The sequence below is a fragment of the uncultured Psychroserpens sp. genome, assembly GCF_947494225.1.
Classification (GTDB): domain Bacteria; phylum Bacteroidota; class Bacteroidia; order Flavobacteriales; family Flavobacteriaceae; genus Psychroserpens.
Genome location: NZ_CANLUG010000001.1, coordinates 798,397 through 812,430, shown reverse-complemented (window position 1 = coordinate 812,430; position 14,034 = coordinate 798,397). Strand labels below are relative to the sequence as shown.

Annotated in this window: 9 protein-coding genes; 2 read left to right on the top strand and 7 right to left on the bottom strand. The window is 34.6% G+C overall.

Going from position 1 to position 14,034, the window contains the following annotated elements; genetic code table 11:
- Positions 1 to 20: 20 nt before the first annotated feature.
- From Q0893_RS03545 to Q0893_RS03515, 7 genes are all read right to left on the bottom strand, one after another.
- Positions 21 to 389 (bottom strand): hypothetical protein, encoded by a 369-nt coding sequence (locus Q0893_RS03545; protein ID WP_298900908.1) that lies wholly within the window; start codon positions 387 to 389, stop codon positions 21 to 23.
- A 483-nt stretch (positions 390 to 872) separates the two neighbouring features.
- Positions 873 to 1,397, bottom strand: a complete 525-nt coding sequence (locus Q0893_RS03540) for a hypothetical protein (protein ID WP_298900910.1) — start codon at positions 1,395 to 1,397, stop codon at positions 873 to 875.
- Positions 1,398 to 3,257 carry an RHS repeat-associated core domain-containing protein gene (locus Q0893_RS03535; protein ID WP_298900912.1) on the bottom strand — a complete coding sequence of 620 codons (1,860 nt, stop codon included), beginning with the start codon at positions 3,255 to 3,257 and terminating at the stop codon, positions 1,398 to 1,400.
- A gap of 314 nt (positions 3,258 to 3,571) precedes the next feature.
- Positions 3,572 to 3,946, bottom strand: a complete 375-nt coding sequence (locus Q0893_RS03530) for a hypothetical protein (protein ID WP_298900913.1) — start codon at positions 3,944 to 3,946, stop codon at positions 3,572 to 3,574.
- Positions 3,915 to 7,688 (bottom strand): DUF6443 domain-containing protein, encoded by a 3,774-nt coding sequence (locus Q0893_RS03525; RefSeq protein WP_299272474.1) that lies wholly within the window; start codon positions 7,686 to 7,688, stop codon positions 3,915 to 3,917. Before Q0893_RS03525 ends, Q0893_RS03530 begins: the two co-directional genes overlap by 32 nt.
- Before the next feature lie 11 nt (positions 7,689 to 7,699).
- Entirely contained in the window at positions 7,700 to 8,125 is a 426-nt protein-coding gene (locus Q0893_RS03520; protein ID WP_298900915.1) for a hypothetical protein, read from the bottom strand.
- Between the two features lie 11 nt (positions 8,126 to 8,136).
- Positions 8,137 to 11,565: a hypothetical protein gene (locus Q0893_RS03515; RefSeq protein WP_299272473.1), complete on the bottom strand. Its 3,429-nt coding sequence runs from the start codon at positions 11,563 to 11,565 to the stop codon at positions 8,137 to 8,139.
- Between the two features lie 514 nt (positions 11,566 to 12,079).
- Here Q0893_RS03515 and Q0893_RS03510 point away from each other — a divergent pair.
- Both Q0893_RS03510 and Q0893_RS03505 read left to right on the top strand, forming a co-directional pair.
- The gene (locus Q0893_RS03510; protein WP_299272471.1) at positions 12,080 to 12,526 is read left to right on the top strand and encodes a hypothetical protein; all 447 of its coding nucleotides are present in this window, start codon (positions 12,080 to 12,082) and stop codon (positions 12,524 to 12,526) included.
- Positions 12,527 to 12,574: 48 nt separating this feature from the next.
- Positions 12,575 to 14,032, top strand: a complete 1,458-nt coding sequence (locus Q0893_RS03505) for a hypothetical protein (protein WP_299272469.1) — start codon at positions 12,575 to 12,577, stop codon at positions 14,030 to 14,032.
- Positions 14,033 to 14,034: the final 2 nt, after the last annotated feature.

The window sequence follows — 14,034 nt, the reverse complement described above, 5'->3', positions numbered from 1 at the left end:
GCTAGTAGGAAACTCTTTTCTTACTCATCAAGATATAGTCCAAACAAATCTGGACAATAATATTTTCCATTTACCTTATATCCAGAAATAGAATCCAATAATGTTTCATTAGAGTTGTATTGCCCATTGTGAGCAGCAAAATTTAATTTTAGCTCTTTTTTAATCTTTAATTTGTATACTCTGCCTTTTTCTATCAAAGTAAAATTATGATCACTGGTTTTTGCTGGTTGAGATATTAATTCAAAGACCTCATTAACATTAGTTTTAGCTTTTTTAACATATACTATTGGCCTTTCATTAGATTTATTATTTTCTATGTGTACAACTTCATAAGATGACGAGCAACTTATTACAATAATAGATAGAGCTATTAATGCTATTTTTTTCATATTAGTTTGATTTTTTTGGTTTTTCGTTACGCTGGCGCTAGCGTGTCGCTAGTGCCACAACAAATCTAAACAACCCTATCGTAAACAGAATCTCTTTTTGGGTGTTCCCATTTTTGATTTTATCAAAAATCGTCAGGTCTTCCGCTGTATCTTTTTACGTCAGATCGAGTGATGTGACTAAAGGGAACATTGTATCGAGACCTGACGTAAAAAGGATGCCGCTGCAACCCTTAACGCAAAGGCACACCTGTCGCTCAATATTATAAAATTAAAAGTACAGAAAATAATCTATAATAACTTAAAAACAAAAACCACAACTTACATTGTGGCTTTTGTATTATCTATCTTTTAGCACAAGCGTGGACGCTTGCGCTAGCGAGGGGACAAAAACCAGTAATTAGAAAATCTTCTAACCACTGGTTTTTAATTATTTAGAACTTAAAATTAATATATCAACTAATTTACTACATTACCTTACCCAACTTAAAAATCTATTGATTCATTGAGATTATTACTTTCTGCAGTCGGCATTAATTGTCTCATACTTTTTACTATCAAACCATCATTTTCATTTCTAATATATAGATTCCAATATTTAGAATCAGGCACAAAAAATGGAGATGCTTCAGTAGCAGATATCAAATCATTTTCTTTAACATAATTTAACTTCTCTTTTGAAAGCGATTGTAGTGTTTCATAAATGAAAATATAACTACCTTTATACTTAACAACATCAGAAATACCATCTTCTAGAGAAGGTTTTTTTTCATTTTTAACAAGATCTATAATAGTTGTATTTTCATTTAAAAAATCATCATATCGAAAATGATAATAAAATTCTCTTTTATTTATAGAGTGATCATCCTTTTCGATAATCTCAATTAAATCAATAATTTGAGTTTCAGAAAATTTCATATTCTTATTTTCAAAACTGATGTTATTCTGACTTTGCTTACAAGAAACAAAACTCACCAATGTTAAACACGTAATGTAAAAAATATTCTTCATTTAATTCTTCTTTTTCGTTTTCTTTTTGGGAGGAGTAATTGTTTTAACGTTACCCTTACTATCATATCCTGTTCTATTCGATGTTTTTCCATCTAATGTAATACTTTTTGAACCAATAATGAAAAAAGGAATATCAACACCGTTAATCTCTTTATTCATTCTAGCAATTCTTAAATCAGCAGGGCTTGGAGTTGGCTTTCCTATTATATCAATTCCATCTGGGTGACCAGGGTGCGTATGCATTGCATAGATAGGCTTACCAGTAAAGGTCTCATCAGAAGATGTAAAAGAAGGTTCAATCCTCATATCAGCTCCAGATATCATTTCTGTAACATTACCTTCTTCATCTCTTACTATACGTCCTCCTTCATACGGCCTTACCTCAATATACTTTTCCTTATCTTCATTTTGGTAAACAACAGCTACAACTTCTTCTTTAATACTCATGGAAATATCTATTGCTAATTTACCCGCACCACTAACATTACTTGTTTGAAGACCATTTTTCTTAATGTTTAATCCATCACTCAAAAGTCCTTTATCTACATTATCAGATACTATAGTTTTTTTATCTTTACTATCAACTAATCTATCTACTTCAACACCGTTCTCATCAAAATATTGTTTATCGTCAATTTTTTTTATTTCACCACTTTCTTTATTCAATCCATATGTAGCAAACATTCCATCTGGGTCGATATAAATAATTGGATTATCCCACGCATAGTTATATGGAGAAAATTTTCTCATTGCTTCTGTCATAGGATCAATATTCATCCACCTTCCCAAAGCAGGGTCATAATTTCTTGCACCATAATCGTACCAATCTAACCCTAGTTCTTCATTTAATTCTTTTCCATTATATTTATATTTGTGTTCACTTATCGGATTGCCATTATACCCTTTATGTTTTAAGCCAAATGGATAGTAGTTATTCTCTTCCTGTATTTCTAAACTAGGCGAGCTTGTAGTACTTATATCCTTGTAATTTAATCTAATATTTCCCAAATGATCGGTATATTGATATACATAATCAAAATTAGTACCATTTTTTTCTACAAAGCCTTCAGGATGCGAAAAGAACTTTAAGGCTCCATCCTCATAGATATAATTTCCTGCATATTCAGTATTGCCACCTGTACTCACAATCTTTTTTTGTTTTACCCCTGTTGCATCGTAAATATATTGAATATTTCCTCCACTTAAGGTCACTTGTGTTGGTAAATTTAAATGGTTATAAGTAATATTCGATGAAATACCTTTATTGGCATCGGTGAGCATATTACCGTTGGCGTCATACGTGTATTCTGTTGTTGTATTAGAGCCATCTACGAAGCCATAAGTAGGTATTGTAGCATTGTCCGTCACTTTTTTAAGCCTATTACTATTTGTTTCATATTCATAATCCAGATCATCCATAACACCAAAAGTTGTGGCGAGTGTATTGGTATGTCCGTTTCGTTTTAATGTCATGATATTACCATTCTTATCATAGGTAATGCCATTTACATGATAATTACTAGAATTACTTGTCGCTCCAGTAATTCTGTTCAGCGCATCATAATCGTAGCTATACCATTTTAAACCGTGATCAGTGTTTTTTGTTTTCCATTCCGTCTCAGCAATATTACCATTATACAAGGCTGTACCGCCATGATCTGTGGTATTATAGTTAATCTTAAATCCAAACAAATCACTTCCCAAATTTGAAGGGTCGTTTATGGTTTTTAACCAACCTCTTACAGTGTAGGTGTAATCTATGGTTTGCAATCTAGATTGCGAAATATCGCCTCCTACACCTTTGCTTTCTAGCTGTCCAAGTTCATCATAACTATGTTCTGTAATCACCTCTTCTGGCATAAATGTGCTAGTAATTTTATTGTGATGACTAAGGAGTCTGTTTTGAGAATCATAATCAAAAGTGTCTACGGTATAAACAGCACTATGTCCTGTTCTAGTATGGGTAGTGGTTGTTTCCCTGCGCTGGCGCTAGCGTCCACGCTAGTGCTATAACAACATAAGTACGCTCCATTTTATAAAATCAAAACTACAGAAAATAATCTATAACAACTTAAAAACAAAAGCCACAATTTACATCATGGCTTTTGTATTACTTATCTATTTGGACACAAGCATGGACGCTTGCGCCAGCGAGGGACATTACCCACATTACCTTACTCAGATATCAAATAAATTTGTTTTTTTTCTTTGTTATATCTTAATCTATTATATTCTGTTGAATACCAAGAGGTCCATGTGTAAAAATCATTTAAAGTTGGAGGTGACTGTCCTTCAAACTGCACATCAGCATCTGATTTATATCCTGATAAGTTTTCAAAAAGGGATCTAGCATCATTAAGTTCTTTGCCAGAAAAAGTTTTACCATAAAATATAAAATCTGATAAAATTTCTAAATTCTTTTCAACCTCTTGGCATGCGAATTTATCTGTACAATCAAATTTATTTTTTTTTGTACTATCACATGATTGAATAATAATAAAAAAGATAAGTGCATATTTAATTCTCTTCATTACTTGTAACGTTTCCATATTTATATGTTATTGTTGCTGTTATTGTTTTACCATTTTTAGTGAATTTATACGTATATGTACCAGATATAGCTTTTTTACTAGGATGATTTATATTTCCTTGAGACGATGTAACACCTCTGGTCTTAGCGCTTTTTGGAATTCTTTCTTGTCTAAAATTATCATCAGATGGGTCATTTGGTAACCTTTCATAACCTCCATTAATTGTTGATTCGACTGCTTCTCCTGCGCTATGCGCATCAAATTTATTTAAAGGTTTACCTTTTGAGCCTAATTGATATTCAAATTGTTCTTCAAATTCGTGTCCTATTAATGTCTTTTTGGTTAATGCTTTTCCATCTTTTATTTCACTAATATCTCCAATATCAATAGTTTTTGTTTCAGTACCTCCAATTCTAGTATCTACATCATTCATCACTATATTTACAGTAACCACCCCTTTGGCATCAACAGATTTTTTTAAAACATCATATAGCCCTTTTTGTTCATCAGTAAAAGCTGCATATTCCTTATCAGTAGCGCTAAGAGTAACATTACCGTTTCCATCAACATGAACAAATTGTCCACCCAATTCTTCATTTGTTAATTTTTCAAATTGATTGATAGCTTTTTGCTTTCCCTCTAAAACTAAATCATCTGGCGCCATTCCGTCTGGGTCGACATATCTCAATGGATTATTAAATCCATAACTATAAGGACTATGTCTTCTCATAATTTCAGCCAAAGGGTCCAAATTCATCCAACGCCCAAGTGAGGGATCATAATTACGTGCTGTAATATCTATCCAATCTAAGTCTAGTTCGTTTTGCTCTTCTTTACCTCCAAAACCATAGTTGTGGTCAGAGACTACATTACCATTATACCCTTTATGTTTGAGTCCAAAAGGATAGTAGTTATTCTCTTCTTGAATTTCTAGATTAGGTGTACTTGCTGTACTGATGTCTTTATAATTGAGTCTAATATTACCTAAGTGATCTTTATACTGGTATACATAATCATAACTGGCACCATTTTTTTCTACAAAGCCCTCAGGGTGAGAAAAGAACTTTAATACTCCATTCTCATAGATATAGCCTCCTGCATATTCGGTATTGCCTCCTGTACTCACTATCTTTTTTTGTTTTATTCCTGTTGCATCGTAAATATATTGAATATTTCCACCACTTAAGGTCACTTGGGTTGGTAAATTTAAGTGGTTATAGGTAATATTCGATGAAATACCTTTATTGGCATCGGTTAGCATATTACCATTAACATCATAGGTGTATTCTGTTGTTGTATTAGAACCATCTACAAAGCCATAGGTGTCATTACCCATATCTTCTACTTTTTTAAGCTGATTGCTATTTGTCTCATAAGTATAATTTAAGTCGTCCATGGCTCCAAAGGTTGTTGCTCCAGAATTGGTATGACCATTTCGGTGTAATCGGGTTAAATTTCCGTTTTTATCATATTTGGTCCACATCGAATATTGATCTACCGCACTCAGTGTACTTTGCTTTCTGCTATAAGCTGTGGTTAAACGATTTAGTGCGTCATACTTAAATGAGTAGCCTCTTTTTATATTGTCATTTTCGGTCTTCCATTTTATCTGTGAAATATTACCGTTATATAGTGGATTTCCACCACCTGATCCTTCTATAGCACCATTATAATTTAATTCAAAACCAAAAAGATCATGGCCTAAATTGTCAACATCGTTTATTGATTTTAACCAACCTCTTACAGTATAGGTGTAATCTATGGTTTGCAATCTAGATTGCGAAATATCGCCTCCTACACCTTTGCTTTCTAGCTGTCCAAGTTCATCATAACTATGTTCTGTAATCACCTCTTCTGGCATAAATGTGCTAGTAATTTTATTGTGATGACTAAGGAGTCTGTTTTGAGAATCATAATCAAAAGTGTCTACGGTATAAACAGCACTATGCCCTGTTCTAGTATGGGTAGTGGTGGTCTCTGTCACTCGACCATCAAATTCAATGTTACTTTTTACTTTATCTGTAGTTTCTAAATAGGTGTTATGACTGTAAATATATAAAGGCTGGGCTTTGCTATCGTAGTAACTTACCGTTGTAATCCAATCATTAGTATCTAAAACCTTAACTTTTGTACCTGTTGCTAATCCTTTAACATTGGTAATTGGTGTAATCCCATAAGCCGTTTCAGAAACACCACCAGCTAAATCAAAATTATAGTCGTCATAATAACTAATGGTATGAATTTCATCACTACTTGTTGGGATGGCTGTAGATGTATAGTAGGTATTAGAATATCCTGTTCCTGAGCTTACTTTAACTTCGTATTGCGTCGCTAAGGCATAATCATTGGCCAAATTTTGAAAATAGGTTCGTGATCCTGTTGAATTTTTAATTCCTGTATAGGCCACTCTTCCAAAAGCATCATATTTGGTGAATAACCATTTCCCTTGCTGGTCAAGAATTTCATCTTGGGTCATAATAGGTAAATCTAACTTATTATAAACGATATATTCCCAACCCTTTCCAGGGACTTTCTTTTCTACCAAACGGTTTTTATCATCGTACTTGTATTGGTAGCCTAAACCATCCATAGCGTTCGTAACATCAGTAAGCACTCCTGTGTCTGTTAACATTAAAGGAGGCAGCACGAAACTCAAGTTTCCATGTCTGTCATAAACATAATAGGTATCATGTTTCACTGCCGATTCATTAGTTCCAGAGATGGTCCCATCATTATTAACATCGATATCATTAAACGTTCGTTTTAAAATTAATCGGCCTTCGGCATCGGTAAATTCTTCAACCGTATGATTTTTTGAAGTTCCAGTGTGGTTTTCATCTCTGGTGATTGATTTATACAATTCGCCTTCGTTATACATACCGTTTAAGGTCAATGTAGTGTTATAAATTTTGTGTGCGCTATTATAAGCAAGGGTCACCTCAAAACGTCTTACTTCAGAATTTTCGTTGGTTTGGTAATCCATTTCTATCTCGTGGCCACCTCCCATAGCCCAATCATTACCAGGAGCGGCTTGCTTAAGCACACGATTTAAAGGTGAGGCTTCAAACGCTTTTTCGGTATATGGGTTGAGCGTGTTTTCATATTTAGTGGTATTATAAAATGAATCTGTTGTATTCTCTGCATTGGTTTTAAATGCGCCTCCATTATTCTCTTGAGCAAAGGGTAAGAATTCTTGTTTGGCTCTCCCATAAGCATCATACTCGGCATGCGCAATAATATCTTCGCAACTTGCTCCTGCACGAATGGCAACACTTTGAACGGCTCTTCCAAGTCCGTCAAAATAAGTTACAGATTCCAGCTTTTGGCTACTGTCTAATTGGTCAAATGCAGCATGGTTTGATACGGCGACTCTTGGCGTTATGGTATGTACATAATTGGTGTTAGTTAAATTGGTATCTGCGCAATAGGTGGCAGTGGTTATGTTAACATCCAATTCTGCTAAAACTGTTTTTCGTTGCTGCATTTTTATATTGCCCACACCAGTAGTTCCCCATTTTATAGTAACATAATAGGTAGTCCCAGAGAGTAAACCGTAAGACAGTTTTGTACCTCCAGTAACAGTCCATTTTTGATAGGTAATTAAATTCCCCGAATCATAGGTATAAGTATGTGTACTGGTTTCAACAACTGTTGTTGGTCCAGCAATAAACTGGCTAAAACCATAAAAACTAAAGGCGAGCATAGCTACCAATGTCAATATGGAATTTTTTCGATGTTTTATATTCTTGTGTTCTAACATGACATTGATTTTTATTGGTAGGTGATACCGTTAATAGAAAATTCGTAGACTTCCTGTTCTGTTTCAGACAGTATACATATAAGCTCTGCAGATAGTCCTGCTGATGTTCCCTCAATAGTAAAACTAGCTTGGTATGTTTCACCATCTTCAACAATATTTAGTGTATAATTTAACTGACCCGTAGACGTACTTTCATTCCACTGTCCTGAGACACTAACAATATTAAAATTGGTAGCGGCTGTATCATCATTGATAAACTGAATCCAATTAAATGTGCTTTCAGTAATGGTAATGGTCGATGTGATTTGTTTGTCCTCACCATAAGAGAAGACATGTTCACTTTGCAAGGTGTATTCTGAGTTTTGACCTTGAGCATTTGTTTGCTGTGTTGCTGCCAAACAGAGTAGACAAACAACGATGGTATATATAATTTTCATGTCCTTAGGTTTTAGTTTTGATTTTTATAGTGATAGCTGTTCTTACTCACGATTTTAAAATCGTTGTCTTTTATGTATTCCAATCGGTCAAAGGCATCATACTCGTAGTACATCTTATAACCTCGTTGATCGATAGATTTAGTAAGTCCTATTATAGGATCGTAGTGAAAAATACTAATCTGAGCATCTGAAAGTGCAGACACATTTCTTAGATTAGCTTCTGTAGTGAAATCAATATTTCCTGAGATACTTTTATATGTACTAGGAATATCGGCATACTCAGCATTTGAAAGCTGTGCAATTGGCAAGGTTTTATTATGCCCCCAGAGGTAGCTCATACGTGCGCCATCAGTTTTACTGACTTCAACCAAATTACCATGCGTGTCATAATCATGGAATTGTACTATAGAAATCAAGCCTTGAGATTCTTTGGCTACTTTAACTTCTTGTAAGGCGACAAAATTGGTATGAAATGGATGATAAATATTATGAGTCTCATTCATTTTTACTGAGTTTCTATATGACTCTGTTTCCAAAACGGTGTTAATCATATTGAGATTTCTCATATTTACCAAGGTGGCAGAAAAATTAGATCCAGGCGTAGCTCCAGCAGGTACTGCATAGAAATACTTGGTTTGTAAATGTTCTTGTACTCCAGACTTTTCGTAGTAAGCATCTTCTTGGCTTACCTGAAAGTTTTCATCGTTGTACTCGTAAGTTTGCCTTACCGTTTTGGTTCTTGTCGTTGGACCATCATAGAAAAAATCGGTAGTGGTGACTTCTTCCAGTTTCGCCCAACCAGAATAGAATATTCTACTGTTTTGAGTGACATCACTAGTATTGCAACCACTATAATATCCTGAGCTCTGTGATGGATCATTTCCACCAGCTGCATCAGGGTTTAAACTGATATAATTACTGTATTGATCGTAATAGATAAACCAAGGACAAGTGTCTTTTTTATAAGAACTTCGCATGGTGAACATGGCGTCCTCGACAAAGTCATATTTTAAAACACCATTAGTATCATAATGCGTGATTTCCTGTAAAGGTTTGTCATCCTCTCTAAAAATGCGTTTTCTTGTGAGTAGTCCACGCCTATAATCATTGTTTGGTGCTGGATGAGGATTTGGAAGATCAAACACATCCGAAGGACTAGGAAACTCGTAAGCAGAAGTATGATTGTAAATGGTATAACCATTACCTGTTTCATAGACTTTTACCTGTCTATAACCTACATATTCGCCTTGACTTAGTTGGGCTCTTACGCCTACTTCAGTAATCTCATATTTTACTGGTGTGGAAGCGCCAGGAGACGTGTAATTAGGAGCTGCTGCTACAAAATTATTAGCCGTATGGATGTACTTTCGTGTAAGACGATCTAATTCTGCATCAATTACTCCCGAAGATCTTAAGGTATTCGCTTCATCATCATACACATAATTAATATTCTTTACAGGAGATGAAGGGTCTACAATGCTATCTCTAAACGCGATGTTTTTGATTCGTACACCTCCACCTATCATTTCTTCTCTTGGTGTGAAATTCTTACGCTTTTTGATATAGTCTATTTCAATGTTTCCACTTACAGTATATACTGAAGTATCTAGATTCGTATTATATGTAAAACCTACTGTAAAAGCTCCAGCTGGTAGATTATTAATTTTGTAACAGTTTTCGTTAAGTTCTACGAAATGAGTAACATTATTACTATCAATAACATATACACGATGATTATTTAAATACGGACTTCCTGCCGCTGGTGTTGTTATAGTTGATGATATAAATATATCTTGGGCAAAAGGCAAAGTTCCTGTTATTAAACTCATTGGTAAAGAGGAAAACTGAGAAGGGTTTTGATAGGTAAAACTCTGTGTTTCATTTTTAGGTTCAGTATTTCTCGGGTTTTTCATATATTCATCATAGCCAAGTGTTTGATTTCCATAATAAGAATACGTATGATGCTCAAATTCAAACTCCTTTGTACCACCTGTAGGATAAGAAATACTCGAAAGTAATCCAGTACTTATAGTTGCCTCACTATAAACATTTGCAGCAGGGCTACTACAATTTATTGTGGTAACACCTATGTCACTATAATAGCCCCAATCGTCACCCATGTTAGAATCGAAACCAGGTAAATTGGCCTTATCATTATAAGCTAGATGATAATCATGATTAACACCTCCTGCAGTTTCTCTTACTTTCATAAGCCACAAACGATGTGAATCTGGACTGGTATTAGTATCTGTTGTAGTTTCGTAGCTCATGGTATAACTTTTATGAACTGCTCCAGAAGTATCTTTAATGTTTATTGTCTTTAATATGGCTCCTGTGGTTTCAGGGTGTGAATTGGCATTATCTTTTAGAAAGGCAACACTAGTGCCATCCTTAAAACTTATCGAGGCCAGTTTTTTTGTTGGAGAAGTGGTTACATAATAAGAAACGGTTTGCTCAGGTTTGAGCTTTCCTTGGTTATAAGGGTCACTAATATCTGCCAATTGTACATTGGAATTTCCATTAATTTCAAGGATTTTGTTATAGGTTCTTGTCACAGATGTGACATAAGATTCGTTTTCTGTACTATAAGTAAATGTTGCTAATGCTATCCCATTACTGGTTTTAACAGCAGTAAGATGCCATGCCGAATTAATAGCAATGGTTTCATTTGTTCCTGACGGATTCAAAACACCAACATCGCCTTGTGGCACTGAACCGCTATTAATTTCTGAAGAAGTAGTTTCTACTTCAGTAAATTCATAAACATATCCATTAGGATCTGTAATGGTAAAGCTATTAATGGCTCTAGAACCACTTGAGTTTTGATTAAAATTGATATCAATTGCTGCACTTTTTGAAATGAGTTTAGGAACTAATGAAAGTCCTTCCCTTAATATCACAAATCGACCAGAATAACCCATAAAATTAAACTGGTAAAGATCGACATCATTGTCATATTTATGGATACTACTACCAACGGCTCTCCAATCGTATTCTTCTTTAGAGCCTGCTCCTGTTCCTGATAGTGTATTGTAATTCCAGTAATCATCATTATGTAAAACGCCAGTTTTAATACCTGAATAACCATAAGAGTTTGCCTTTAACTCATCGGGCACGTCTCTAACAGTCCTGGAAATGACACCACCTGCATTTAAAGACCAACCTGTACCTGTCCATCCAGATACATTATTAATCTTAATACCTTGGGTATTATAACTCAACCCTATATTAACAGATAAATCGCCATTAAGCGCTTTGGAATATATAGGAATAGAAATATTAGGCTGGCCTGTATAATAACTTACAGGAACTTCTTCAAACTGCATTAAATTGGCTACAGTTGGTGAGGGCGGAATGACTTCAGGGAGTTCTTGACCGAACGACTTAGAAAACATTAAAACTGTGAATACAGTTATAATGTGTGCTGCATATTTTTTCATGGATTAAAGATTTAATAGTTAATTGAAAACAAATCACCAATTGTCCATTTTACAGGGCTTTGCGATGATTTTATATGTTCATTTTTAATGACTTAAATCTACTTATGAAAAAGGAGTTTCATTTGTGGTTTAACCTTTAAATATTAAAGGTTAATGCTTTAAATGTTGGTGTAGAAGCCTAACTAAATTTAAGATCTACACCTGCAAAATATAAGTCATGTACTTAGGAAATCTATCATCAGAATTTTAATGCAATAACACACCAAGCCATTTTAAAACTTCAGATTGATCTGACATGCAATACAAGCTGTTTAACCTGATTTTCTAAATCAAGTTTTTTGGCTCTACTATTAATAACGATGGTATTCGACATTTGTAAAGTAGTCGAGACCTGAACAATTTATAAGTGCAACTGTAATTCAATTTTCGATGATAAAGAAAGGCGAAAACCGAAAAGCCTAAATAGATAGAGTAGGTAAAAACAATTAATAATAACCTTTAAATACTAGAAATTATGTCTAAAACTATTGAAGTAGAGCTTAATGTAAAAAAAAGCATAAACGACGTGCAAAATATTGTAAAACATGGAAGTAACCCTTTTATAACAGTCACCTTAGATACACATTACAAAGAATGTATACACAACGAGGATGTTCCAGGTGAACCTATAGAACCTGGGATGAACGTGTACTGCCACGCGACAAGTGAAGCCAGCGGAAGCTGTTTTTTTAAAGACAGTAAATTTGGATTATCCTTCTATGATAATCTTGGAAAACCATTAGGCTATGCTCACTTTCATGAGCCAGATGCTGGCAGTTGGCATGCAGGAGAGACAGGTGTATATATTAAAGCCACCTCATCACAAGCCGGTTATCTTATCGCTACAAAAACTCGAGATGATCACGGAACCACAAATCACTTTACAATAACAATAAGTGGCGAACCAGCAACAGGGTCTTAATTCTTAAAATAAAAATCATCTATTAATAATCTTTAAAATTCAAAAATTATGTCAACAACAACACAAAATTGGAGTTGGGTTATGAACATGAATCCAACATTATACAACCAACTCAGAAACGTTATATTCTCTAATATTATTCCACAGTCCATTTCAGGTCAAGAATATGATGGCAGTACTATAGACCTGAATTTCAGTACAGCATTAACAAATATACAGGTAGATAGCACAGAACAGGATGTGCTCTTAATAAACGCTCCAATATCAGGAAACACTACAACAAATGGTATCCAAAGCATGTTTAAAGGCAGTGTATCGTTAAAAGTATATTTGGATAGTCTTTTTATTTCTCCTTGTTCGGGTGCAACCGAAACAAACACAAACACAGATGGTGCCTCATGGTCCAATTGTTTAAGTCTCAATGCCGATGCTTTATCTGCGCCTGTAGTAACACTAACCACTGGTACAAGTTCTCAAGGAGATATGCTAACCAGTTGGTTTCAGAGTAGTATTGATTCTTATGTAGCAAGTTCTCCCAATCAGTTAGGCGAAGCAACAGCTAACAATTTAAACCAATACTTTGCGCCGACCTACATAAAATTTATTACGCTAAACTGGTCTAGTACCACAATCACACCTTCTGTTTTAATGCTCGTTATGGTAAATGATGTTCCAGCGCCTACAGGAGATCAACATAGTGCTTTTGAAGCGTCTACATTGCTTTCCATAACAGCGCCTTCAAACTGTGCCATTGCATTTGATGATTATACATTGTACCAATTTATAGCAAGTAACATCAAAGATAATGATGATTTTGGCAAATACATAAATAGCGCTACAGCAACTCAGGGTACTAATACAGATCCTGCTACTTTAATAATCAAAGCCTCTAAAGACACCCCTTTTAGCTGTTATACTGGGTCTAGTGAGACTTATATCGCAGACAATGCTTTGAAAACGAATCTCAATATGAGCAATGCGAATAACGTTTCGTTTGGGTATTCAGCATTAATTAATCTCATTAATAACGAAGACGGTAGTCAGACCTTCGAATTGGAAAACGACGAAACAAGCTCATCTGTTACATTAAACACAGACAGTCCAATCGTAATTTCAATATTTTCCATTGCAGCATATCTAGCCGTAGCATTCCCTGTATTAGGAGGTGTTTGTTTCTTAGGTGTTTGGGCTGCTATTAATTTTTCAATACAAAACACTTTACTTAAAATTGGTAAAAAACTTGAAATAGATGAGACCAAAGATGTAGAAGATTCTTTTGAAAATGAGAACGTCACAGTTACCATAAATTACCAAAGTGTTACTTTGGATAATGGAGTAATATTGAAAGCCAATGTGGTGGTGGTTAAAAATGCAACGGAAAGTGCACCAGTACAATACAAAATAGCCAATGCTCCAAAAGATTATGATCCATCAGCAAACGGAATTGGTGCTCTTATAAACACTTTAGATTGGATGCATGATGGGTTTAAGAAAACATTGAATTAGAA